23 protein-coding genes are annotated in these 24,018 nt (G+C 44.1%); 3 read left to right on the forward strand and 20 right to left on the reverse strand.

Annotated features, from left to right (window positions below; all coding sequences use genetic code 11):
- Positions 1-348: 348 nt before the first annotated feature.
- The 3 genes from hemG to EXA13_RS11905 are packed head-to-tail and all read right to left on the reverse strand — an operon-like array spanning position 349 to position 2,996.
- Positions 349-861, reverse strand: coding sequence for a menaquinone-dependent protoporphyrinogen IX dehydrogenase (gene hemG / locus EXA13_RS11895; RefSeq protein WP_238133477.1), 513 nt, complete (start codon positions 859-861; stop codon positions 349-351).
- A 22-nt stretch (positions 862-883) separates the two neighbouring features.
- Positions 884-2,341 carry a TrkH family potassium uptake protein gene (locus EXA13_RS11900; RefSeq protein WP_238133371.1) on the reverse strand — a complete coding sequence of 486 codons (1,458 nt, stop codon included), beginning with the start codon at positions 2,339-2,341 and terminating at the stop codon, positions 884-886.
- A gap of 31 nt (positions 2,342-2,372) precedes the next feature.
- On the reverse strand, positions 2,373-2,996 hold the full coding sequence (locus tag EXA13_RS11905) for a YigZ family protein (RefSeq protein ID WP_238133372.1): 624 nt from the start codon (positions 2,994-2,996) through the stop codon (positions 2,373-2,375).
- A 218-nt stretch (positions 2,997-3,214) separates the two neighbouring features.
- Here EXA13_RS11905 and fadB point away from each other — a divergent pair, with 218 nt between their 5' ends.
- Positions 3,215-5,386, forward strand: coding sequence for a fatty acid oxidation complex subunit alpha FadB (gene fadB, locus EXA13_RS11910; RefSeq protein ID WP_238133373.1), 2,172 nt, complete (start codon positions 3,215-3,217; stop codon positions 5,384-5,386).
- A gap of 29 nt (positions 5,387-5,415) precedes the next feature.
- Positions 5,416-6,579: an acetyl-CoA C-acyltransferase FadA gene (gene fadA, locus EXA13_RS11915; RefSeq protein ID WP_238133374.1), complete on the forward strand. Its 1,164-nt coding sequence runs from the start codon at positions 5,416-5,418 to the stop codon at positions 6,577-6,579.
- 42 nt (positions 6,580-6,621) lie between these two features.
- Here fadA and punR read toward each other — a convergent pair whose 3' ends face one another.
- Complete coding sequence (gene punR, locus EXA13_RS11920) at positions 6,622-7,527, reverse strand: DNA-binding transcriptional activator PunR (RefSeq protein WP_238133375.1); 906 nt, start codon at positions 7,525-7,527, stop codon at positions 6,622-6,624.
- A gap of 155 nt (positions 7,528-7,682) precedes the next feature.
- On the opposite strand from punR, the gene punC reads away from it, so the two are divergent.
- Positions 7,683-8,885, forward strand: coding sequence for a purine nucleoside transporter PunC (punC, locus tag EXA13_RS11925; RefSeq protein WP_238133376.1), 1,203 nt, complete (start codon positions 7,683-7,685; stop codon positions 8,883-8,885).
- Between the two features lie 51 nt (positions 8,886-8,936).
- Here punC and glmU read toward each other — a convergent pair whose 3' ends face one another.
- The 16 genes from glmU to mnmE all read right to left on the reverse strand — a co-directional run bounded on the left by glmU (position 8,937) and on the right by mnmE (position 23,981).
- Positions 8,937-10,295: a bifunctional UDP-N-acetylglucosamine diphosphorylase/glucosamine-1-phosphate N-acetyltransferase GlmU gene (gene glmU / locus EXA13_RS11930; RefSeq protein WP_238133377.1), complete on the reverse strand. Its 1,359-nt coding sequence runs from the start codon at positions 10,293-10,295 to the stop codon at positions 8,937-8,939.
- 142 nt (positions 10,296-10,437) lie between these two features.
- Positions 10,438-10,863 (reverse strand): F0F1 ATP synthase subunit epsilon, encoded by a 426-nt coding sequence (locus tag EXA13_RS11935; protein WP_238133378.1) that lies wholly within the window; start codon positions 10,861-10,863, stop codon positions 10,438-10,440.
- A gap of 24 nt (positions 10,864-10,887) precedes the next feature.
- Positions 10,888-12,291: a F0F1 ATP synthase subunit beta gene (atpD, locus tag EXA13_RS11940; protein WP_238133379.1), complete on the reverse strand. Its 1,404-nt coding sequence runs from the start codon at positions 12,289-12,291 to the stop codon at positions 10,888-10,890.
- Positions 12,292-12,322: 31 nt separating this feature from the next.
- Positions 12,323-13,186, reverse strand: coding sequence for a F0F1 ATP synthase subunit gamma (atpG, locus tag EXA13_RS11945; RefSeq protein ID WP_238133380.1), 864 nt, complete (start codon positions 13,184-13,186; stop codon positions 12,323-12,325).
- A gap of 34 nt (positions 13,187-13,220) precedes the next feature.
- Complete coding sequence (gene atpA, locus EXA13_RS11950) at positions 13,221-14,762, reverse strand: F0F1 ATP synthase subunit alpha (RefSeq protein ID WP_238133381.1); 1,542 nt, start codon at positions 14,760-14,762, stop codon at positions 13,221-13,223.
- A 17-nt stretch (positions 14,763-14,779) separates the two neighbouring features.
- Entirely contained in the window at positions 14,780-15,310 is a 531-nt protein-coding gene (locus EXA13_RS11955; RefSeq protein ID WP_238133382.1) for a F0F1 ATP synthase subunit delta, read from the reverse strand.
- A gap of 14 nt (positions 15,311-15,324) precedes the next feature.
- Positions 15,325-15,795, reverse strand: coding sequence for a F0F1 ATP synthase subunit B (gene atpF / locus EXA13_RS11960; protein ID WP_099610295.1), 471 nt, complete (start codon positions 15,793-15,795; stop codon positions 15,325-15,327).
- Positions 15,796-15,865: 70 nt separating this feature from the next.
- Positions 15,866-16,081: a F0F1 ATP synthase subunit C gene (atpE, locus tag EXA13_RS11965; RefSeq protein ID WP_071178281.1), complete on the reverse strand. Its 216-nt coding sequence runs from the start codon at positions 16,079-16,081 to the stop codon at positions 15,866-15,868.
- 44 nt (positions 16,082-16,125) lie between these two features.
- Positions 16,126-16,950 (reverse strand): F0F1 ATP synthase subunit A, encoded by an 825-nt coding sequence (atpB, locus tag EXA13_RS11970; RefSeq protein WP_238133383.1) that lies wholly within the window; start codon positions 16,948-16,950, stop codon positions 16,126-16,128.
- Positions 16,943-17,347, reverse strand: a complete 405-nt coding sequence (locus EXA13_RS11975) for an ATP synthase subunit I (RefSeq protein ID WP_238133384.1) — start codon at positions 17,345-17,347, stop codon at positions 16,943-16,945. Before EXA13_RS11975 ends, atpB begins: the two co-directional genes overlap by 8 nt.
- Before the next feature lie 158 nt (positions 17,348-17,505).
- Entirely contained in the window at positions 17,506-18,402 is an 897-nt protein-coding gene (locus EXA13_RS11980; protein ID WP_238133385.1) for a ParB/RepB/Spo0J family partition protein, read from the reverse strand.
- A 23-nt stretch (positions 18,403-18,425) separates the two neighbouring features.
- The gene (locus EXA13_RS11985; RefSeq protein WP_238133386.1) at positions 18,426-19,199 is read right to left on the reverse strand and encodes a ParA family protein; all 774 of its coding nucleotides are present in this window, start codon (positions 19,197-19,199) and stop codon (positions 18,426-18,428) included.
- A 14-nt stretch (positions 19,200-19,213) separates the two neighbouring features.
- Positions 19,214-19,846 (reverse strand): 16S rRNA (guanine(527)-N(7))-methyltransferase RsmG, encoded by a 633-nt coding sequence (gene rsmG / locus EXA13_RS11990; RefSeq protein ID WP_238133387.1) that lies wholly within the window; start codon positions 19,844-19,846, stop codon positions 19,214-19,216.
- Positions 19,846-21,741 carry a tRNA uridine-5-carboxymethylaminomethyl(34) synthesis enzyme MnmG gene (mnmG, locus tag EXA13_RS11995; protein WP_238133388.1) on the reverse strand — a complete coding sequence of 632 codons (1,896 nt, stop codon included), beginning with the start codon at positions 21,739-21,741 and terminating at the stop codon, positions 19,846-19,848. The genes rsmG and mnmG overlap by 1 nt, the downstream gene beginning before the upstream one ends.
- Before the next feature lie 430 nt (positions 21,742-22,171).
- Positions 22,172-22,609, reverse strand: coding sequence for an FMN-binding protein MioC (gene mioC / locus EXA13_RS12000; protein WP_238133389.1), 438 nt, complete (start codon positions 22,607-22,609; stop codon positions 22,172-22,174).
- Between the two features lie 10 nt (positions 22,610-22,619).
- Positions 22,620-23,981 (reverse strand): tRNA uridine-5-carboxymethylaminomethyl(34) synthesis GTPase MnmE, encoded by a 1,362-nt coding sequence (gene mnmE / locus EXA13_RS12005; RefSeq protein WP_238133390.1) that lies wholly within the window; start codon positions 23,979-23,981, stop codon positions 22,620-22,622.
- Positions 23,982-24,018 lie beyond the last annotated feature (37 nt).

Genomic DNA, 24,018 nt, shown 5'->3' on the forward strand with positions numbered 1-24,018 from the left:
CAGTTCATCGATAAATCTTTTTGATTATCATCAACGAGTGCCCACACAGATTGATTGGTTTAAATTGTTAAAGAGCGTTCTTACCGCTTGGCTTACACCGTATCGGAAGAGGCGGTAATTTTAGCGAGATAAACGTCGGTGTCAAACACTTTTTTACGTTTATTTTTGAGGTGTTACCCTTTTAAAATTACCAACTGTTTCGGTGAGCACTGAGGCGCTTTCCCGTGACAGCGAGGCGGCATTATAGAGATCAACATCACATTGGCAAGTGTTTTTTTCTCTTTTTTTTCGGGTTAATACTGATCGGTGAAAAAACCAACACACCCCAACTAAAACCACTTCTTTTTTTTACATTTTTGCAAATTTATCACTAAATAAAGTGACTTTATCCCAGTTCGTGTATTCCACTTCTTTTGATATATCGGTTTCTCCGCCCGTTAACTTCATAATGAAGCGAATCATTATTTTGTCAAAAAAGCGATAGCGTGGGTAGTAAAGAGCCCCAGCAAACACACCGATTAAGTTAGGATGCCAAACCGATTTTTTCAAAAAAGTTTGAACATAAACACTGCCTTCTGGCGTATCTTTCTTTTGTTCTTCTTTACGGGCGGTCAAATTCACACAGATAAAGGCGGTCTTAACCTGTTTTAACTCCGTTGAATGTCGCTCGATAAACTCATACAGTTTTTGATGAAGATGCCCATATCGAATAGAGGCACCAATCAATACTTTGTCATAAGCCAATACATCCACAGAGTCGCATTGGTGAAGGTCTCGAATATCACAGTTCGTTTGGTTAAGTTTTTTTGCAATAAAGCGGAGTATCTTTTGTGTTTGTCCTTCCCTTGAGGAATACAACATCAATATTTTCACGAGATCATCCTCAGTTACGCCAAAAGGTTGGCGTTAACAATATTAGCAAGGTGAAAATCTCTAGCCGTCCAAATAGCATGGAAACGACTAAGATCCATTTAGCAGCATCATTGATATCACCAAAGTGGGCAGCGACTTCACCTAAACCAGGTCCTAAATTATTAAGTGTTGCCGCAATGGCAGAAAAGGCACTCAACTCGTCCATCCCTGTAAAAATCAACGCCAGCATACATACGACAAAAACCAGTGCATAGGCTGAGAAAAAACCCCACACCGCATCCACAACACGCTGTGGCAATGCACTATCGCCTAATTTAATGGGATAGATAGCTCTTGGGTGCACGAGTCGTTTCATTTCTCGAGCACCTTGCAAGGTAAGTAAAAAAACTCGAATGACTTTCATCCCCCCTCCGGTAGAGCCAGCACATCCACCGATGAATGAAGAAAAGAGCAACAGAACAGGTAAAAAGAGTGGCCACTCTGAAAAACTGGTGGTTGTGAATCCTGCGGTGGTTGATATGGATACGGTTTGAAAAAGAGTAACGTCAAATGCTTCATACAGAGAATCATAAGTATGATGTTTTAATATCACTAAAAAACAAATCATAAATAACAAGCTTTGAATCACGAGGAAAGCTCGGAATTCTCTATCTGCCCAATAGTATTTAGGATGAACGCCCCCACTAGTAAAAGCGGCATAGTGCAAGGTGAAGTTACAAGCAGAAATCAGCAGGAAAATAACGGTGATTAAATTTATCGCATAACTATCAAAATAGCCCATGCTTGCATCATGGGTTGAAAAACCGCCAATCGCTATGGTTGAGAAGCTGTGACAAATAGCATCAAACAGAGTCATTCCCGCAAACCAAAAAGCTGCAGCACAAGCAATGGTTAAGCTTAAATAGATGTACCAGAGTGCTTTCGCGGTTTCAGCAATCCTTGGTGTAACTTTATTATCTTTTACTGGCCCCGGAATTTCAGCGCGATAAAGCTGCATACCTCCGATCCCTAATACCGGAAGAATAGCAACGGCCAAAACGATAATCCCCATCCCACCAAACCATTGTAAAAATTGACGGTAAAATAAAATGGCTTTCGGTAAGTGATCTAAACCAACAATAACCGTAGCCCCCGTCGTGGTTAAAGCTGAGAATGATTCAAAAAAAGCATCAGGCACTGACACATTGGGATTATCAGCTAATAAAAAAGGAAGGGCACCTGCGCTACCAATAACCGTCCAGAATAAGACGACTATCAGAAAACCATCTCGGACTTTGAGTTCATGCTTATAACGCCGGTTAGGAAACCACAACAAAGCGCCCAAAAGTAGTAAAACAAAAAAGGTGGAGACAAAAGGAACCCCCGCTCCATCCCCATAGATCAAAGCGACCGTTGCGGGTATCAGCATAGACACACTAAATAGGGCAAGTAGTAACCCTACGATTCGAATAATAGAACGAAATTGCATGACAAAATAACGAAGCTTGGCTTCTGACTTCCTAAGTATGTTCTATGTGGGTAACAAGAATTTTTGCACTGCTCTTGTTCGTGATATTTTGGCTAAAAGCATCCACTTCTATACAAGGTAATTCAATAACAATCTGTACCGTTCCTCCATATTGAGCCTCGACTTGTACCGCATCATACTGCCCCATGACGGACTGAGCCAGCGCAAGTAAACTGTAGTCTAGCGTTAGCGATAATTGTGTGGTGATTTTTTTTTCATTTATTTGAAGCAGCTTAAGAGCTTGCTGAACACCACCGCCATACGCCTTCACAAGCCCACCCGTTCCTAAACGAATGCCCCCGTAATACCGAGTGACAACCGCGGTGATTTCTCCTACACCAGACCCTGAAAGCTGCGCCAACATCGGTTTTCCCGCCGTTCCTGATGGTTCACCGTCATCACTAAACCCCCAAAGGGTTGAGTTTTCTGGGCGCCCCGCAATAAAAGCCGAACAATTGTGCCTCGCGTCTGCATGCCGCTCTTTTATCTCAGCAATAAAAGCTTTAGCGGCTTCAACACTGGGAGTATGAGCTAAATATGTGATAAAGCGGCTTTTCTTGATTTCTTCTTCAAACAAAACTGGGGCCGCTGGAATCGAATAGGGCTGAAGATTCATCTCTTAATCATTAATGGTAAAAGGACGACCAGTGTATCACGAACCCCAAAAAAGGTGCTTAGGATTGATGATGAGCGCACAATGTTAAACACTTGTTTAAAAAATGTATTGAAAATAATTTATCTGCGGTACACACTAACTCTACTGGTCTAACCAGAATATGAATACAACAAAAACTCTCACACACAATCACCGATTGTATGTCACGGAGATAGACAATGATTTACCAAGCCAAAACCCTACAGGTAAAAGAATTACAGGATGGTATCGTAGAGTTAAGTTTTTGCTCTCCTGAGTCCGTCAACAAGCTTGATCTTGCAACACTAACTTCATTGAATGAAGCATTGGATGTCCTACATGCCCACTCTGGTCTCAAAGGCCTCATTCTCACATCAGATAAGTCAGCCTTTATTGTCGGCGCAGACATTACTGAATTTTTAGGTTTATTCGACTTGCCTGATGAAGAACTGGATCAATGGCTATGTTTTGCGAATAACATCTTTAATAAACTCGAAGATCTGCCCGTTCCCACTCTATCAGCACTGACTGGTTTTACTCTTGGCGGTGGTTGTGAGTGCGTCCTTGCAACCGATTTTCGTATTGGCGATCACACAACCAGTATTGGGCTGCCTGAAACGAAACTTGGCATTATGCCAGGGTTTGGAGGTACGGTTCGGTTACCCCGTTTAATTGGTGCCGATAGCGCAATGGAAGTGATTACCCAAGGCAAAGCCTGTCGAGCAGAAGACGCGCTAAAACTCGGTTTACTCGATGCTATTGTTGATAGCACTCAATTGCATAATTCTGCACTGACGACCATCAAGCAAGCCATAAATGAAAAAATAGACTGGCTTGAACGCCGTAAGCAAAAAACCGCTTCGCTGACATTAAGTAAAATTGAAGCCATGATGAGTTTTACTATGGCCAAAGGGCTCGTTGCTCAAGTTGCGGGAAAACATTACCCCGCCCCCATGACCGCCGTTATCGCAATAGAACAGGCTGCACGCTGTGATCGGGATGAAGCATTAGCGATTGAACGTCAACATTTTATTAAGCTTGCTAAATCTACAGAAGCCAAGGCATTGGTTGGGCTATTCCTTAATGACCAACATATAAAAGGGTTAGCTAAACAGTCTGCCAAATCTGCCAGCAAAGAGACGCAACGTGCAGCAGTTTTAGGAGCAGGGATTATGGGGGGAGGAATTGCTTATCAATCAGCAACCAAAGGGGTACCAGTGTTGATGAAAGACATTGCCCAACACTCTCTCGATTTAGGCATGACTGAAGCATCTAAACTACTAAATAAGCAACTGGAACGCGGTAAGATCAATGGTTTTAAAATGGCCGGAATACTCGCCTCTATCACACCAAGCTTGCATTATGCAGGAATAGAGCAAGCAGATATCATTGTTGAAGCCGTTGTCGAAAACCCCAAAGTAAAAGCGGCGGTTCTGAGTGAAGTCGAACGCCAAGTCTCTGATGATACAATCATCACCTCCAATACCTCGACTATTCCAATCAATCAACTCGCACTCTCACTCAAACGCCCTGAAAACTTCTGTGGTATGCACTTTTTTAACCCCGTCCATCGCATGCCACTCGTAGAAATTATTCGAGGAGCAAAAACCTCTGACGATACCATTAATCGTGTTGTTGCTTATGCAGCTAAAATGGGGAAATCCCCCATCGTCGTGAACGACTGCCCTGGTTTTTTTGTTAACCGCGTTTTATTCCCCTACTTCGGTGGGTTTAGTCTACTGCTCCGGGATGGCGGCGATTTTACTCAAATAGATAACGTGATGGAGCGTCAATTTGGGTGGCCAATGGGACCGGCTTACCTGTTAGATGTTGTCGGCCTTGATACCGCACATCATGCTCAAGCCGTCATGGCAGAAGGTTTCCCTGAGCGCATGGGTAAACAAGACCGCGATGTCATTGATGTGCTATATGAAGCGAATAAATTTGGTCAAAAAAATGGTCAAGGCTTCTACAGCTACAGCATGGATAAAAAAGGGAAACCGAAAAAGATATTCTCTGAATCGATTTTACCTCTCTTAACTGACGTCTGTGCAAATAAACAAGAATTTGACGCGCAAACCGTGATTGAGCGAATGATGATTCCTATGATCAATGAAGTTGTACTTTGTCTACAAGAAGGAATCATTGCTTCACCACAAGAAGCCGATATGGCTCTCGTCTATGGGTTAGGTTTCCCTCCATTCCGTGGTGGCGTGTTCCGGTATCTAGATACGTTAGGTTTAGATAACTACATCACGATGGCGAAACAACATCAGCATCTAGGGGCTATGTATCATGTGCCATCACTACTGCTGGATATGGCTGAAAAAGGGCAATCTTTTTACCCCACTCAAAAGCCTATTTCGCTCTAACCCCGTAAGCATGGAAAAGGAATAACAAAATGAATAATGTTGTGATTGTTGATTGCCTTCGTACCCCAATGGGTCGCTCCAAAGGCGGGGCTTTTCGCCACCAGAGAGCCGAAGATCTCTCAGCACATTTAATGAAAGGAATTTTAGCGCGCAATCCACAAGTGAATCCCCAAGAGATCGAAGATATTTATTGGGGGTGTGTACAACAAACGCTCGAACAAGGCTTTAACATTGCACGTAATGCCGCATTGCTAGCGGGTTTGCCTATTAACATTGGGGCCGTCACCGTCAACCGATTATGTGGTTCATCCATGCAAGCACTGCACGATGCCACTCGTGCCATTATGGTTGGAGATGCTGATATTTGCTTAGTCGGCGGAGTTGAGCACATGGGACATGTTCCCATGAACCATGGTGTTGATTTTCATCCTAAGCTATCCAAACAGGTTGCTAAAGCTGCCGGTATGATGGGTTTAACCGCAGAAATGCTGGGGAAAATGCATGGTATTAGCCGCGAGCAGCAAGATGCTTTTTCCGTCCGTTCTCATCAGCGCGCACAAGCCGCAACCCTAGAAGGGCGGTTTAAAAATGAGATATTGCCGACTGAAGGCCACGCCGCCGATGGAACACTCTTTACCTTAGATTACGATGAAGTCATTCGCCCGGAAACAACCGTTGAAGGGTTAGCTCAACTGCGCCCAGTTTTTGATCCAGCTAATGGCACGGTTACGGCGGGTTCATCTTCTGCACTTTCAGATGGCGCTTCAGCGATGTTGGTGATGAGCGAAGCGAAAGCAAAAGCGCTTGGATTAACCATTCGCGCCAAAGTGAAATCGATGGCAGTCGCTGGTTGTGATCCTTCCATCATGGGTTACGGCCCCGTTCCTGCAACTCAAAAAGCTCTGAAACGTGCGGGGCTCACCATGAATGAGATTGACTTGGTTGAATTGAATGAAGCGTTTGCTGCTCAATCATTGCCTTGTGCTAAAGATCTTGGTTTGGCGGAGGTATTGGATGAAAAAGTTAACCTTAATGGAGGGGCCATTGCCCTAGGCCATCCACTCGGTTGCTCTGGAACTCGTATTTCCACAACCTTAATTAATTTGATGGAAGCCAATAAGGCAAAATATGGCCTTGCTACTATGTGTATAGGCCTTGGCCAAGGCATTGCTACTATTTTTGAACGCCCATAAATACGCCAAAGAGCCAGCTAAGCTGGCTCTTAATTTTGTAGCCTATAAGGTTTGTAACCAATCTTGATGTAATTGCTCACTATCCCCCAAGTAATTGACCATCCATTCGATCAATTTATGATTATCATCTTTTCTCCACACTAAACAGCATTGACTCAATGGCGCATTATCTGGCAAATTTTTTTCAACTAACTGACCTGAAGCCAGCAACGGTTGTGCCATATGGCTAGGCATAAATCCAACCCCTAACCCTTGTTTTAAACACTCTTTAGCGCTGTACCAGTTCGGTAGCAGTAAACGTCTTTGTTTTGGATAATGCCCGGTATGGCGCTTTGGCAAAACGCTGGAGGTATCATCCAAACAAATAGCAGGATACTGACTGACAAACGCTTCGGTTAATACATCGACTTGAGCACAAGGATGCGTCGGAGCCATCACAAAAACCCAATCTAACATCCCCATATCACGGACTTCAAAGTCGCCGCCAACGGGTACTGCAGATGTTGCGCCGATGACAATGTCCGCTCGTCCTTGTGCAATCGCTTCCCAAGAACCATTAAATACTTCCATATTGATCTGTAGCTCAGCAAAATCAAACGTTTGGTAGAAATCCTCCACCAATGGCTTTATACGTTCTAATTTCACCACATTATCAAGAGTCAACTTAAGCGTTCTTTGCCAGCCATGCGCAGCCCGTTTCGTTTGTGCTTTAATTTCTTCCATTTGTCGTAATAGTTGCCGAGCTTCCACCATAAACAGCTCCCCCGCGCTGGTCAGTTCAACCTTTCTGGGTAAGCGGCGGAATAAAATTACCCCAAGCTCAGTTTCCACTTGGCGAACACTATAGCTGATCGCAGAAGGAACTTTATGCAAAACCTCTGCAGCAGCGGTAAAACTGCCTAACCGAGCCACCGTATCTAGCATTTCTAATGATGTTTTTGAAAACATAGCCCCTCTATCAATCAAATATTTTGCACGATAACTAATAATTTTCGCGTTTCATTTAAGTAATAATAAAAAATACAATGAATACCCTTATATAGCCTAGCTATCAATAAAAGATACAAAGAAAAAATGAATTAATTTTTTTGATGGAAATAAAAATGAATATCTCACCTTTACAACTGTTTTATCTTTCTGCGCTTTCCATGCTCGGTTTCATTGCTACCGATATGTATCTACCAGCCTTTAAAGTGATGGAGCATGATTTTGCAACAGGCCCAGAACAAATCGCCCTTTCTCTGACGGTTTTTTTAATGGGAATGGCTATCGGACAACTACTATGGGGGCTTGCATCAGATAAGTTCGGCCATCGTAATACACTGATTGTTGGGTTATCTGTCTTCACCTTCGCTTCTTGCGGGCTTGCTTTTAGCGAACAGGTCTGGCAACTGCTCGGGTTACGCTTTATTCAAGCCATCGGTGTCTGTGCTCCAGCCGTTATCTGGCAAGCGATGGTGATCAAACGCTACCCAAGCCATATCAGCCAACAGATTTTCGCTACCATTATGCCGCTAGTCGCCCTCTCTCCCGCGTTGGCACCTCAATTAGGTGTGTTACTTACTCACCACCTCGGCTGGCATAGTATCTTTATCGTACTAACAATGTTGGGAATTACGTTAATAGTTAGTACTCGCTTACAAGAAAATGTCATCGCAGAAACAAAAACAACTTCCATTACACAAGACATAAAGTTTTTATTCAGTTGCCGAGCTTATTTAGGCAATGTATTGATGTTCGCTTGTGCTTCAGCCGCTTTCTTTGCTTATTTAACCGGTATGCCAGAAATCATGGCTCAGCTTGGTTATGAGGCGAAAGATATTGGAATGAGCTTCATTCCACAGACCATCGCTTTTATGGTGGGTGGATACCTAGGTAAACGTTATGTGAATAAATATGGGGATGCTCAAGTACTCAAGCAGCTTCTGGCTCTGTTTACGGTTTCAACTGTCTGTATTTTTGTCGCATCACAATGGGAATTAGCCTCGATATGGCCTATTCTTGCGCCCTTTTGCTTAATTGCCGTCGCGAATGGAGCGCTCTATCCCATTGTCGTTAATCGCGCTCTCTCCAGTGCAAAACAGAGCCCAGCAACCGCTGCAGGGCTACAAAATAGCTTACAAATCTGTGCTGCAAGCTTAGCGAGTGCACTCGTAGCAACCCTTGCGAGTCAAGCGCAAATGGTGACCGGAATCGCCATTATGATCTGTATGTTTGGACTATGGGTTGGTTATATTGTTGCGAATAAACACTTGAGCCAACATTTTACAACACCCGATAATTCTCGTGTTGTACAAGATAAATAGCCTTAGATAGAAAAATAGCCAGCGTAATGCTGGCTATTTTTACAAAACCATTTATTTTTTTACTGGCCGTTGCCAACCTGTAATTTTCTTTTCTTTCGCACGAGTAATGACTAACTCACCTTGAGCAACATTTTTCGTTAGTGTGGTTCCAGCTCCAATCGTCGCTCCGTCGTCAATGGTAACTGGCGCAACTAATTGGCTGTCAGAGCCGACAAACACATCATCCCCAATAATGGTTTTAAATTTGTTTGCGCCATCATAGTTGCACGTGATCACACCTGCACCGATATTCACTCGCTGACCAATTTCGGCGTCGCCAAGATAGGTTAAATGGTTCGCCTTTGAACCTTCACCTAAACGAGCATTCTTCATCTCAACGAAATTACCGACGTGGGTATCATTATGTAATTCCGCTCCAGGACGTAAGCGAGTAAATGGCCCAACAGTACAGTTTTCTCCGACACATGCCCCTTCAATCACGCTATAAGGACGAATAACCGTATTGTCATCAATTTCACAGTCTTTCAAAATAGCCCCGGCACCAATGACAACATTATTCCCAATCGAAACCTGACCTTCGATTAATACATTCACGTCAATTTCAACGTCAGTACCACACTGTAATTCGCCTCGGAGATCAAAACGCGCGGGATCACGTAACATCACTCCTTGCTCAAGCAGCTTATTGGCTTGACCCGCTTGAAAAGCTCGTTCTAAGCGAGCTAATTGAATACGATCATTAACCCCTTCCACCTCAATTGAGCTTACAGGATGGACGGCTTCAACTGCGCGGCCTTCATCATGAGCTGCCGCAATTACATCCGTCAGATAATACTCACCTTGAGCATTGTTATTATTCAGCCCAGCTAACCAACGTTTTAAATCACCGCCCGTTGCAACCATTACCCCAGTATTGATTTCTTTGATGAGCTTTTGCTCTTCTGTTGCATCTTTTTGCTCAACGATCGCTACAACCGGACCATTTTTACGAACAATACGCCCGTAACCCGTTGGGTTATCTAATACAACCGTCAATAAAGCAATACCTCCCGTGGGCTGTGCTTCCAACAAACTTTCGATGGTTTGCTCTGAAATAAGCGGAACATCACCATATAAGATCAAGATTTTTTCATCATCTCGAAAATGCTCAGACGCTTGATCAACCGCATGCCCTGTTCCCAATTGCTCAGCTTGCAGTACCCAATTCACAGGTTCTTCGGCTAATGCATGCTGCATTTGCTCACCACCGTGGCCGTAAACCAGATGAATATTATGAGCTCCTAAGCCATGGCAGGTATCAATAACATGCTTGGCCATGGGTTTACCTGCCAGTGTATGCAGCACTTTAGGAATATTGGAGTGCATACGCGTGCCTTTGCCTGCGGCGAGAATCACTGCGCTAAATTTCATGAGTTACCTATGACGTTGTAAAATATGAGCCGCATTTTAGCGGCTAACACCGAGCGTGTTAATTTATTGGTATAAATTTCTGATAAAAAATAAGCAAAAAGGCGACCAAAGGCCGCCTTTTACTATTACGTACTGAAGATTATCAGCGACGCTTTCTTGTCAGCTCAATTACTCGTAGCTGAGCAATCGCTTTAGCCAGTTCACTGGATGCTTGTGCAAAGTTCACATCCCCATGATTTTCATTCAGCATTTCTTCTGCCGCACGTTTTGCTTCTGCTGCTTTCGCTTCATCTAGCTCTTCCGCACGAATAGCCGTATCTGCCAAAATCGTTACATCATTGGGTTGGACTTCAAGTATGCCACCAGAAAGGTAGATAATTTCTTCCTCTCCTTTTATGGTAACAATACGCACCATGCCCGGTCTGATGAAAGTCAGTAAGGGCATATGACCCGCTAAAACACCTAAATCTCCGCTTTCACCCGAGACTTGAATAGTGCGTGCTAAGCCAGAAAAAATCCGCTTTTCAGCACTGACTACATCCAAGTTAAAGGTTACTGATGCTGTCATAAAGCCTCCTTGGAGATTTGAGCGTTATAGCTTTTTGGCATTCTCAATCGCATCGTCAATCGTACCGCAGTACATAAACGCTTGCTCAGGAATGTCGTCATAATCGCCGGCTAATAAGCCTTTAAAGCCACGTAAAGTTTCTTTAAGTGGTACGTAAATACCCGGGTCACCCGTAAAGACTTCGGCTACGTGGTAAGGCTGAGTTAAGAAACGCTCAATCTTACGAGCACGAGCAACTAATTGCTTATCTGATTCAGACAGTTCGTCCATACCGAGAATAGCAATGATGTCTTTCAGCTCTTTATAACGCTGTAGCGTGGACTGAACGCCACGAGCGACATCGTAATGCTCTTGACCCACAACAAGAGGATCCAACATACGAGAGGTAGAATCCAGTGGGTCAACCGCTGGGTATAGACCCATTGCGGCGATGTTACGGTTAAGTACAACCGTTGCATCCAAGTGAGCAAAGGTGGTTGCCGGTGATGGGTCAGTCAAGTCATCCGCAGGAACGTATACGGCCTGAACCGATGTAATCGAACCCGTTTTGGTTGAAGTGATACGTTCTTGTAGAACCCCCATCTCTTCCGCTAGCGTTGGTTGGTAACCTACAGCAGAAGGCATACGACCAAGCAGTGCTGATACTTCTGTTCCCGCTAGGGTATAACGATAGATGTTATCGATAAACAGCAGTACGTCACGGCCTTCATCACGGAATTTTTCCGCCATAGTCAAACCCGTCAAAGCAACACGTAGACGGTTACCTGGTGGCTCGTTCATCTGACCATACACCATGGCCACTTTTGACTCTTCAGGCTTTTCAATGTTAACAACACCAGCTTCCTGCATTTCATGGTAGAAGTCGTTACCCTCACGAGTACGTTCCCCAACCCCAGCAAATACAGAAAGGCCTGAGTGTTGTAGCGCGATGTTGTTGATAAGCTCCATCATGTTAACGGTCTTACCAACACCAGCACCACCAAATAGACCGATTTTACCGCCTTTGGCAAATGGGCAGATTAAGTCGATGACTTTAACGCCCGTTTCAAGCAGTTCAGTTACACTTGATTGCTCTTCATAGCTTGGAGCGGCACGGTGGATAGAATAAATATCTTCTGCACCGATTTCTCCACGCTCATCAATCGCATCACCTAATACGTTCATGATACGACCAAGGGTTTTCATCCCTACTGGTACTGATATTGGAGCGCCAGTATTTTCTACTGCCATTCCACGACGTAAACCATCTGAGCTACCCATCACGATACAGCGTACAATGCCGCCGCCTAGCTGCTGCTGAACTTCAAGAACAAGACGTTCTTTTGAGTCCTGAACATTCAGTGCATCATAAACACTAGGCACCGAGCTCTGTGGAAACTCTACGTCGACTACCGCACCGATGATCTGTACGATCTTACCTGTAGCCATCGTTAATCCTCTAGTCTGTTAATTACCTTTGTTAAACCGCCGCAGCGCCGCCAACAATCTCTGATAACTCTTGGGTAATCGCCGTTTGACGGGCTTTGTTATACACCAGTTCTAAGTCATCAATCAGATTACCAGCGTTATCTGATGCTGCTCTCATTGCTACCATCCGAGCAGACATTTCACACGCTAAGTTCTCAACTACCGCCTGATAGACCTGTGCTTCGATATAGCGAGTCATCAGTGTGTTAAGAAGTTTTTTCTGATCAGATTCAAACATATAACTCCAAGCATGCTTAAATTCTGATTCATCTTGCGTTTTCGGCAAAGGCAACAATTGATCCATCTTTGGTTGTTGAGTCATCGAGTTAATAAACTCGTTGAATACTAGATACAAACGGTCGATTTCACCTTTCTGATACTTGGTTAGCATCACACTGATAGAACCGATTAAATCGTCTAACTCAGGTTCGTCGCCGACCCCAGTTTTTTGTGCAACGATTTTTGCACCTATACTGCGAAAATAAGAGCTTCCCTTACTTCCGATCACCGCGATATCAATCTCACTACCACGATTTGAATACTCATTCATATGAGCAAGGGCTTTTTTAAACATGTTAATGTTTAAACCGCCACACAAACCACGATCGGTTGAAACGATGATATACCCAACACGTTTAGCTTCACGTTCTTCTAAGTAAGGATGTTTATACTCCAAAGTACCGTTTGCTAAATGACCAATGACTTTACGAATTATTTTTGAATATGGACGAGGCCCTTCCATCGCATCTTGAGTTCGACGCATTTTAGAAGCCGCAACCATTTCCATTGCTTTAGTAATCTTTTGAGTGCTTTTCACACTCCCAATCTTACTGCGAATCTCTTTTGTATTGGCCATCGTTACTCTCCGTTAATTACAATTTTGGTTGTAATTACCAAGTCTGAGTTGCTTTGAAATCTTCCACCAATTTTTTCAATTTGGCTTCGATGTCATCGTTATAAGCACCAGTCTTGTCAATTTCCGCTTTGAACTCAGCGTATTGAGAATGAGCATACGACAGAAGTGAAGATTCAAAATCCAACACTTTATTCAATTCAATATCGTTCAAGTAACCGCGTTCAGCTGCAAAAATAACCAAGGCCTGATCAAAGACCGACATCGGTGTATACTGCTTTTGCTTCATCAATTCTGTTACTTTCTGACCATGATTAAGCTGACGTTTTGTCGCTTCATCCAAATCAGAAGCAAACTGAGCAAACGCCGCCAATTCACGGTAAGCAGCAAGAGCGGTACGAATACCACCAGACAGCTTTTTGATGATCTTAGTCTGCGCAGCACCACCTACCCGAGAAACAGAGATACCTGGGTCAACCGCTGGGCGAACCCCTGCGTTAAACAGTTCTGTTTGTAGGAAGATCTGACCATCTGTAATCGAAATTACGTTAGTCGGTACGAAAGCAGAAACGTCACCAGCTTGAGTTTCAATGATAGGTAGAGCGGTTAAAGACCCCGTTTTACCTTTCACTTCACCTTGAGTAAAACGCTCTACATACTCTTCGCTAACGCGAGCTGCACGCTCAAGTAAACGTGAGTGGAGGTAGAATACGTCACCTGGGAAAGCTTCACGACCTGGTGGACGACGTAGCAGTAGTGATATTTGACGATAAGCCACCGCTTGTTTTGATAAATCATCATAAACAATCAGTGCATCTTCACCACGATCACGGAAGTATTCACCCATCGCACAACCAGAATAAGGTGCGAGGTATTGTAGCGCAGCAGATTCAGACGCAGATGCCACTACAACAATCGTATTTTTCAATGCGTCATGTTCTTCTAATTTACGTACTACGTTGGCAATCGTTGACGCTTTTTGGCCAATCGCAACATAAATAGAAAAGATACCAGAGTTTTTCTGGTTAATGATTGCATCAATCGCGAGTGCGGTTTTACCGGTTTGACGGTCACCGATAATCAACTCACGTTGACCACGGCCGATAGGAATCATTGCATCAACCGACTTATAGCCAGTTTGAACAGGTTGATCGACAGATTTACGGTCGATAACCCCTGGTGCAATCACTTCTACAGGAGACGTTAATTTTGCGTCAATTGGGCCTTTACCATCAATCGGTTCACCCAAGGTATTCACCACACGACCAAGAAGCTCAGGACCTACGGGAACTTCTAGAATACGCCCGGTTCCGGTCACTTTCATGCCTTCACTTAGGTCAGCATATGGGCCCATTACAACGGCACCAACAGAGTCACGCTCCAAGTTCAGTGCGAGTGCGTAACGCCCACCCGGTAATTCAATCATTTCACCTTGCATCACGTCCGCTAGGCCGTGGATACGGATGATACCATCGCTTACCGATACGATAGTACCTTCATTGCGAGCATCAGAAACAACGTTGAAACCTTCAATTCGCTTTCTGATGATTTCGCTGATTTCCGTGGAATTAAGTTGCATTGCTCCAATTCCCCTAATTAAGACTTCATCATGTCTTTCAGACGATTAATACGACCCAGTAACGAGTTGTCGAGGATACTATCCCCTACTCGAATAACGGCTCCGCCAATAAGATTGCTGTCAATTTGGCAATTCAGCTTCACTTTACAGTCATAGCGTTTTTCTAAGTTACTGGTTAAAGTTTCAACCTGTTCATCGCTTAACTCATAAGAGGTCACTACATTCACTTCTTTTGTACCGGAAGATTCTGTAGCCAACTTTTGAAACTGCTGAGATATATCACCGAGCACCGTCATACGACGGTTTTCCATCAACACCAATAGAAAGTTACACATGGGCTGATCGAACTGCCCGCCTGCGACATCTGCATACACCTGAACTAATTGCTCTGGTTGTAAGCTAAATGCAGCTGACGATAATTCAGGTACCAACGACATTGTTTTCGCCAGTTCAAGCATTGCTGACCATTGATCAACCACACCGTGTTCACTGGCGTAACTAAATGCAGCCTTAGCGTATGGACGAGCAATCGTTGTCAAATCCGACATACAAATGCCCTCCGTTATAGCTTCGCAGATATACTATCAAGTATGTCTTGGTTAGCGGCCTGATCGACGGTGCGTTGAACAATTTTCTCAGCTGCCAGTAAAGCCAGAGAAGACACTTCTTTTTGCAGCTCATTACGAGCACGCATCATTTGCGCTTCTAATTCTGCTTTACCCTGGGCCAAGATATGTTCACGCTCTTGCGCCGCTTCTTGACGAGCTTCGTCTAAAATTTGAGCTTTGCGTTTATTGGCTTGCTCAATGATGACTAGCGCCTCTTGTTTTGCACTTTTTAGCTGATCTGCTGCATTACTTTTAGCCAGATTTAAGGCTTTATCAGCACGCTCAGCAGAAGCTAAGCCGTCAGCAATTTTTTTCTGACGTTCTTCGATGGCTCTCATCAAAGGAGGCCATACATACTTCATGCAGAACCAAACAAAAATTAAAAATGCGATTGTTTGGCCCAACAGAGTTGCATTGATATTCACACTAACTCTCCTTTATTTTGCTTCTGTTTACCCAATCATCTTTGCGCTTGGGTGACACAAAAAGGACTAGTTATGCAAACAACATGTACATTGCGATACCTACACCAATCATAGGAACCGCATCAAGAAGACCTGCGATGATAAACATGTTGGTTTGTAGAATTGGAGCCATTTCTGGTTGACGAGCAACAGACTCAAGGAATTTGCCGCCTAGGATTGCAAAGCCAATACCAGTCGCTAGAGCACACATACCAAGTAGTAGAGCAACAACGAAATAAGTTTCCATAATAAAAGTATCTCCAGGTTTATTGGGTTGTTTAAATTAAGAGTTTAATGAGAGTCATTACTTGCCATACTGAGATACACGATCGTCAGCATCATAAAAATAAAGGCTTGTAGAGTAATAATCAAAATATGGAAGATGGCCCAAATGACATGAGCGATAACACCTAAGCCACCCAGTACGACACCAGCACCGTAAGTGATTGCGATCAGAATGAAGATCAGCTCACCTGCGTACATGTTACCGTACAAACGTAACGAAAGAGATATCGGTTTTGCCAATAATGACACCGTCTCAAGAACTAAGTTGAAAGGAATTAACGCCCAATGGTTAATTGGATGTAGAGTAAACTCCTTCACAAATCCCTTGAATCCTTTGTATTTGATGTAATAAGCGATAACTAACAGTAACACGCCTATTGCCAGCGACAGAGTTATATTCAAGTTCACCGTAGGGAGAAGTTTGAAATAATCTACGCCTGCCAATTTCATAGCTTCAGGGACATAATCCACAGGCACTAAATCCATTAGGTTCATCAGGAAAATCCAGACGAAAATGGTTAATGCCAAGGGTGCGACCAACTTATCCTTGCCATGAAAAGTTCCTTTGACTAACTCATCGACCTGCTCTACGAGCATTTCGACGAAGCATTGCCATTTACCTGGAACTCCCGTGGTTGCATTTTTCCCAACACGATAAAACAACCACAAAAACAGCACGCCTAGACCCACTGAGATCAATAACGCATCCCAGTTTAACGTCCAAAATCCAGCATCCGCACAACCGTGGTTTGTGGTGATGTTACCATCGACCAAACAAACTTGAGCGCTTGAGAGGTGGTGCTGAATATATTCCTTCGGAGTATCAGCCATGGTGGTTCCCATTTTTTGCGGTAAGTAGTATTGGTGCTATCCAGAACACCAGTAAAGTTAATTTGTAACCGGACATCATGGCACCAGGGTGATGCATATCAGTTAAATTAAAAATCAACACAAACATGGTAATGGTTAACACCAGCTTCAAAGCCCACCCCACAACAATAAAACCAAGCAAAACGTTGCCGTTTGCATCGGGTTTAGGGAGGAAGGCAAACAGTGTATAGACATAGTTACCAATCACGGCAATCGCTCCACCTTTTAAGATAAAACGAGCCTGATTGGGGCCCCAGTACATATACGTAATGCCTCCGATCAGCAGTAAGAAAACAAGCTGAAGGTGAACAATTCGAAATGCCGCCTTTGCCTGCCGACTTTGCCCTGCTATAAACATCAAAAGCACCTGTTTTCTGTATCACTCACCCAGTTATATAAAGTTAAAAAAACATTACAACTCGGTGAAAAAAGCTTCGAAATTATATATATGTATCGTAAAAACTCAACTTAAAGCGGGTGAACCAAGCCACAGAAAAGAGATTCTGTGAGCTATATTCACTGTACAATCGTATCTAATTGTTTCAGCAAATGAGTCAGTTGTTCTTGATCAGAAAAATCAATGACAACTCGCCCTTTTCCACTCGCTTGCAATTGTATCGCCATAGGCGTTTTTAGTCGCTCAGCAATAGCGGTTAATTGTTGCTCTACTTCTTCAGCTAGGTCTGGTTTTTGTGGTTCTTTTTTCTCTTCATTATTTAACCAACGCTTTACCAGAGCTTCCGCCTGACGGACGGTTAAATGCTTTTTAACCATTACGTCTGCACAGGTGATCTGTTGCTCAGCCGGTAAGGCTAATAATGTGCGCGCATGGCCCATTTCAAGTTGCTTACTTTCAACCAACCGTTTGACCTCATCATGTAACTGATTAAGGCGTAAAAGGTTACTGACGGTGGCTCGTGATTTACCAATCACATCAGCGACTTGCTGGTGAGTCAGTTTAAATTCATCTTGTAGCCGTTCTAACGCTTGAGCTTCTTCAATAACGTTTAGATCTTCACGCTGAATATTTTCGATCAAAGCCATGGCGATAGCTGCACGATCGTCCACGCGTTTGATCAAACAAGGAACTTGCTTTAATCCGGCTTGTTTGGCTGCTCGCCAGCGGCGTTCACCAGCGATAATTTCAAAACCACCAAACTCTAACGGCCTCACCACAATGGGTTGAATGATGCCTTGAGAGTGAATCGAGGCGGCAAGCTCCTCAAGTGCTTCTGGCGACATATCTTTACGCGGCTGATAAATACCGGGCTTAAGGCTGGTGATGGTCAGTTCAGTCAATTCCCCATCCGCAGACATCGCTTGGCTATGTGAAGCGACTTGCTGCTTTTCTCTCGCCATAGAACTGGTAGCAAGTAAAGCATCTAACCCTTTTCCTAAGCCACGTTTAGACATGTAAGATTATTCCTTTTTCGGTGTTATGCGGGGATTTCTTCACGGCGTAACATCTCGCCAGCCAAGGCGAGATAAGCTTTAGCTCCCGCTGAGTACTTATCATAATACATTGCTGGCTTACCATAACTAGGCGCTTCAGCAAGACGAACATTACGAGGAATGACAGTGCGGTAAACTTTGTTACCGAAGTGTTTTTTTAATTGATCGGAAACTTCATTCGCTAGTCGGTTACGGGGATCATACATGGTACGTAATAAACCTTCGATCTTCAGGTTATCATTCACCACAGCCGCTAACTTACTAATGGTATCCATTAAGGCAGTTAATCCCTCTAACGCAAAGTACTCACATTGCATTGGCACCAGTACCGAATCAGCTGCTGCCATCGCATTGATTGTAAGTAGATTTAAAGAGGGCGGGCAATCAATAAAGATGAAATCATAGTTATCACGAACTGCCGCGAGGGCGTTTTTCAAGCGCACTTCCCGAGCAAAGACTTCCATTAATTTAATCTCAGCGGCAGTGACATCGCCATTGGCAGCGATTAAATCGTAATGGCCGGATGTTTTACGACATACCACATCTTCAAAAGGAGCTTCTTCAACCAGTAGCTCATATGCCGTTGCGTCAACTTGGTACTTATCGACTCCACTGGCCATTGTGGCATTGCCTTGTGGATCAAGATCGACAACCAATACCTTACGTTTAGTCGCAGCCATAGAAGCGGCTAAATTGATACAGGTTGTTGTTTTACCCACGCCACCTTTCTGGTTGGCGATTGCTACAATTTTACCCACGGTATGCCTCGCTATTATTCCTTGCGCGATAAGATTACAAGATGACGCTCACCTTCCAACTCTGGAACATTCAAAGCTTTGATGTCGGTCACATTACACCATTCTGGAAGTAGAGTTACTTCTTCTTCCGGACGCTGACCTTTCAGCGCTAAAAAGCGCCCCTGTTCAGCACAAGGCAAGTGTTGGCACCACTCTACCATATCCAGCATAGAAGCAAAGGCTCGGCTAAGAACGCCATCAAAGCCTTGCTCTGGTTGGTATTCTTCAACTCGACTTTGTACAGGAGTCACATTACAGATCGTCAGCTCATGCATCACTTGTTTGATAAAACGAATTCGTTTCCCCAAACTATCAAGTAAAACAAAGTGTTTATCTGGATTCATGATAGCCAATGGAATGCCTGGTAATCCTGGCCCCGTTCCAACATCGATAAAACGTACCCCCACTAAGTGTGGGCTTACCACTATACTATCAAGGATATGTTTCACCAACATATCCATTGGGTCTCGAACGGAGGTTAAGTTATACGCTTTATTCCATTTATTCAGTAACTCGACGAAACCGACCAATTGTTCTCGTTGATGCTCAGAAACAATAAGATCTGTTTGCGCAATAAGCGTATCGAGCCTGATTCGTAATGGATTCATTACTCAGCCTCTCCCTTTTTCAACCAACCATGCTTTTTAAGATGCACCAACAAAATAGAAATGGCTGCCGGGGTAATGCCTGAAATACGCGAGGCAATACCAACCGTTTCAGGCTTAGAGGCATTCAGTTTAAGCACCACTTCATTGGATAAACCTTTAACGGTTTTATAGTCCAGTTCAACCGGTAATTTGGTATGTTCATGACGTAAGGATTTTTCAATTTCATCTTGCTGACGTTGAATATACCCTTCGTATTTAACCTGTATTTCCACTTGCTCAGCCGCTTGAGGATCTTCTAACGCAGGAGCAAAGGCAGGAAGAGACGTTAACCGCTCATAAGTCATTTCTGGGCGACGCAGTAGATCTTCACCACTGGCTTCACGAGACATCGGTGTTTTCAATAACGCATTCAGCGCATCCACATCTTTCGACTGAGGATTCATCCACGTTTCAGTTAAACGCTGGCGCTCTTTGTGCATATTATCCACTTTCTGATTGAAGCGAGCCCAGCGCTCTTCACTGATCAGCCCCAGTTCATGGGCTTTTTCGGTTAGACGTAAATCGGCGTTATCTTCGCGGAGCAGTAAGCGATATTCAGCACGAGAGGTGAACATACGGTAAGGTTCTTTTGTCCCCATGGTAGAAAGATCGTCGATTAATACGCCCATATAGGCTTGATCTCGACGAGGGCTCCAGCCTTCCTTCTCTTGGCTGTACAAGCTGGCATTTAATCCAGCCATTAAACCTTGCGCAGCCGCTTCTTCATAGCCCGTGGTGCCGTTGATCTGTCCCGCAAAGAACAAACCATGCACAAATTTGGTTTCATAGGTCTGTTTTAAATCTCGAGGATCGAAGAAATCGTACTCAATTGCATAACCAGGGCGAACAATATGGGCATTTTCAAACCCTTTCATTGAACGAACAATTTGTACTTGAACATCAAAAGGCAAGCTAGTCGAGATACCATTTGGATACAGTTCGGTGGTGGTTAAACCTTCAGGTTCGATAAAAATTTGATGGCTATTTTTATCAGCAAAACGCATCACTTTATCTTCAATCGAAGGACAATAACGAGGGCCAATGCCTTCAATCACACCCGCATACATTGGGCTACGATCCAAATTATTGCGGATCACATCATGCGTTTTCTCATTCGTGTGTGTGATGAAACAAGGAATCTGGCGTGGATGGTGCTCACGTTTCCCCATGAATGAGAACACAGGTGTTGGATTATCACCATGTTGCGCTTCCAGTACGGAGAAATCAACGCTATTGGCATCGATACGTGGTGGCGTACCTGTTTTCAGACGATCCACTCGAAATGGTAGTTCACGCAAGCGTTGTGCTAATGCGATCGATGGAGGATCCCCAGCACGTCCCCCTGAAAAGTTTTCTAATCCAATATGGATCTTGCCACCAAGGAAGGTGCCAACGGTTAACACCACTGATTTAGCGTGGAATTTGAGGCCCATTTGAGTGACCACACCACGCACATGATCGTTTTCAACGATAAGATCATCTGCTGCTTGCTGAAATAGCGTCAGGTTCGGGGTATTTTCCAATGTATGACGAACATACGCTTTGTAAAGCGCACGATCCGCCTGAGCACGAGTGGCTCGAACTGCAGGGCCTTTGGAAGCATTAAGTGTTCTAAATTGAATACCTGCATGGTCAATAGCCTCAGCCATTAATCCACCCATTGCATCCACTTCTTTCACTAAATGTCCTTTGCCGATTCCCCCAATTGCAGGGTTACAGGACATCTGCCCTAATGTGTCAATATTATGGGTAAGAAGTAACGTACGTTGGCCCGTACGAGCGGCTGCGAGAGCGGCTTCCGTTCCTGCATGACCGCCACCAACCACAATGACGTCAAATGTTTCGTGATAAAGCATGAACGACCTCAGGTATTCATTGAGATAAACAAAAGAGCCGTATTCTACCTTCTTTCCAACAGCGAGAAAATCGGTTTTATGCTTTTTTCAGGAAAGCGATAAATCAATTATATAAAGAAAGATCTTATATAGAGATCTTCTGTTAGATCTATTATTACTGAGCACGATCTCTGTGGATAACTGATAAATGATCAATAAGATCATGCGGCTGAATAGGATCAGAACATGTGATCATCAACTGATCAAGCAGAGGATTTGCTGGGATCAAAAAGGGGAGTTATACACAAACAAAATAATGATCAAAGTTATTCTATGAATAACTATAGGTTAATCACCGGATAAAAGGGTAGTTATACACAAGAGTTTTGGTGGAAGAAAAGAAAAAAGCGGCCTAAGCCGCTTAAAAGAAAGGAGGGAAAAAGGAAAAGCGTTACTGAATACGCTCAATAAATGTATTAAGCCAGTTCTCTAAAGCTTCTTCAGGTACCGGATGTTGCTGAACATCAATGGTAAAACAGTCAGCAAGTGGCGTTGCACCAATATCAGCGAATAAATCGTGTGCGTGTTTACCCGCGGCACAAAAAGTATCATAGCTTGAGTCACCCAATGCAATCACAGCATACCGGAGCTGTTGAGTATTGGGCGGCGTTTGCTGCAAAGCAGCAATAAAAGGCTGGATGTTATCTGGGTAATCGCCAGCACCATGGGTGGATGTGACAATAATCCAAATACCTTGAGCTGGAATTTCCGACAATACGGGATGGTTATGGACATGGTTTTCAAGTTCAGCGTGCTGTAAAACATCACTGATGTGATCCCCTACATATTCAGCTCCGCCTAATGTACTACCTGTAATTATATGGATCATATCGTTCACTCTACTTCCCAATACAAAATGAAGAAAAAATTCGTCCGAGTAGATCATCGGAGCTGAATTCACCCGTAATTTCATTTAAGTGTTGTTGGGCAATGCGTAGTTCTTCTGCCAGAATTTCTCCTGCCATATAACCTTCCAGTTGCTGTTGCCCAATCATAAGGTGCTCTGCGGCGCGCTCGAGTGCATCTAGATGGCGTCGACGAGCCATAAAGCCGCCTTCTTGGTTTCCGGTAAAGCCCATGCATTCTTTTAGATGAGTTCGCAGAGCCTCAATACCTTGACCTGTTTTGGCTGAAAGACGAATCAAGGTGGGCTGATTTACGTGGCAAATCCCCAGTGGTTCACCGGTTTGATCAACTTTATTTCTGATCACTGTCATGCCCATATGATCGGGAAGCCGATCAACAAAATCAGGCCAGATATCTTTGGGATCGGTGGCCGCCGTCGTGGTGCCATCGACCATAAAGAGCACTCGATCGGCTTGTTTGATTTCCTCCCAAGCCCGTTCGATACCGATTCTTTCGACTTCATCCGAAGCTTCTCGTAGCCCGGCTGTATCGATAATATGAAGGGGCATACCATCAATATGGATGTGTTCGCGGAGTACATCACGTGTTGTACCTGCGATATCTGTCACAATGGCGGATTCTTTACCAGATAAGGCATTAAGTAGGCTGGATTTGCCTGCGTTAGGACGTCCTGCTATCACGACTTTCATCCCTTCACGCATAATGGCACCTTGATTGGCTTCCTTACGGACTGCATCTAGGTTATCGATAATGGCTTGTAAATCGCCAGAAACCTTACCATCGGCTAAAAAATCGATTTCTTCTTCAGGAAAATCGATGGCGGCTTCAACATAAATTCGTAGATGAATTAAGGACTCGACAAGGGTATGAATGCGTTGAGAGAATCGCCCTTGTAGAGATTGTAGCGCTGATTTTGCCGCTTGCTCTGAGCTAGCATCTATCAGGTCAGCAATGGCTTCGGCTTGAGTTAAATCCAATTTATCGTTTAAGAATGCACGTTCAGAAAACTCACCAGGGCGAGCAGGGCGAATACCTGGAATGGTGAGAATACGCTTGATGAGCATATCCATGACAACTGGGCCACCGTGGCCTTGCAGCTCAAGTACATCTTCACCGGTAAAGGAATGTGGATTAGGAAAATAAAGGGCAATGCCTTGGTCAAGCTCCACACCATCACTATCTTTAAAGGGCAAATATTCCGCGTAGCGAGGTTTGAGCTTTCTTCCTGTAACCTCTATGGCGACTTGCGCCGCTTGAGGGCCAGAAACGCGGATAATGCCAACGCCGCCACGCCCAAGAGCGGTAGCTTGCGCGACAATCGTATCGGTGGTCATAACATTACCTATTTGTTCATTCACTGATGATTATTGT

The sequence above is a fragment of the Vibrio cincinnatiensis genome (genome assembly GCF_022113815.1).
GTDB lineage: Bacteria > Pseudomonadota > Gammaproteobacteria > Enterobacterales > Vibrionaceae > Vibrio > Vibrio cincinnatiensis_A.

Excerpts from the sequence above, each read along its gene's own strand:
- rsmG (WP_238133387.1), bottom strand. The coding sequence starts at position 19,846 with ATGAATCCATTACGAATCAGGCTCGATACGCTTATTGCGCAAACAGAT.
- hemG (WP_238133477.1), bottom strand. The coding sequence starts at position 861 with ATGTTGTATTCCTCAAGGGAAGGACAAACACAAAAGATACTCCGCTTT.
- atpA (WP_238133381.1), bottom strand. The coding sequence starts at position 14,762 with ATGCAACTTAATTCCACGGAAATCAGCGAAATCATCAGAAAGCGAATT.
- atpB (WP_238133383.1), bottom strand. The coding sequence starts at position 16,950 with ATGGCTGATACTCCGAAGGAATATATTCAGCACCACCTCTCAAGCGCT.
- EXA13_RS11975 (WP_238133384.1), bottom strand. The coding sequence starts at position 17,347 with ATGTTTATAGCAGGGCAAAGTCGGCAGGCAAAGGCGGCATTTCGAATT.
- atpE (WP_071178281.1), bottom strand. The coding sequence starts at position 16,081 with ATGGAAACTTATTTCGTTGTTGCTCTACTACTTGGTATGTGTGCTCTA.
- mnmE (WP_238133390.1), bottom strand. The coding sequence starts at position 23,981 with ATGACCACCGATACGATTGTCGCGCAAGCTACCGCTCTTGGGCGTGGC.
- mioC (WP_238133389.1), bottom strand. The coding sequence starts at position 22,609 with ATGATCCATATAATTACAGGTAGTACATTAGGCGGAGCTGAATATGTA.
- atpD (WP_238133379.1), bottom strand. The coding sequence starts at position 12,291 with ATGGCTACAGGTAAGATCGTACAGATCATCGGTGCGGTAGTCGACGTA.
- mnmG (WP_238133388.1), bottom strand. The coding sequence starts at position 21,741 with ATGCTTTATCACGAAACATTTGACGTCATTGTGGTTGGTGGCGGTCAT.
- EXA13_RS11900 (WP_238133371.1), bottom strand. The coding sequence starts at position 2,341 with ATGCAATTTCGTTCTATTATTCGAATCGTAGGGTTACTACTTGCCCTA.
- punC (WP_238133376.1), top strand. The coding sequence starts at position 7,683 with ATGAATATCTCACCTTTACAACTGTTTTATCTTTCTGCGCTTTCCATG.
- EXA13_RS11905 (WP_238133372.1), bottom strand. The coding sequence starts at position 2,996 with ATGAATCTTCAGCCCTATTCGATTCCAGCGGCCCCAGTTTTGTTTGAA.
- EXA13_RS11935 (WP_238133378.1), bottom strand. The coding sequence starts at position 10,863 with ATGACAGCATCAGTAACCTTTAACTTGGATGTAGTCAGTGCTGAAAAG.
- glmU (WP_238133377.1), bottom strand. The coding sequence starts at position 10,295 with ATGAAATTTAGCGCAGTGATTCTCGCCGCAGGCAAAGGCACGCGTATG.
- atpG (WP_238133380.1), bottom strand. The coding sequence starts at position 13,186 with ATGGCCAATACAAAAGAGATTCGCAGTAAGATTGGGAGTGTGAAAAGC.
- EXA13_RS11980 (WP_238133385.1), bottom strand. The coding sequence starts at position 18,402 with ATGTCTAAACGTGGCTTAGGAAAAGGGTTAGATGCTTTACTTGCTACC.
- fadA (WP_238133374.1), top strand. The coding sequence starts at position 5,416 with ATGAATAATGTTGTGATTGTTGATTGCCTTCGTACCCCAATGGGTCGC.
- EXA13_RS11955 (WP_238133382.1), bottom strand. The coding sequence starts at position 15,310 with ATGTCGGATTTGACAACGATTGCTCGTCCATACGCTAAGGCTGCATTT.
- fadB (WP_238133373.1), top strand. The coding sequence starts at position 3,215 with ATGATTTACCAAGCCAAAACCCTACAGGTAAAAGAATTACAGGATGGT.
- punR (WP_238133375.1), bottom strand. The coding sequence starts at position 7,527 with ATGTTTTCAAAAACATCATTAGAAATGCTAGATACGGTGGCTCGGTTA.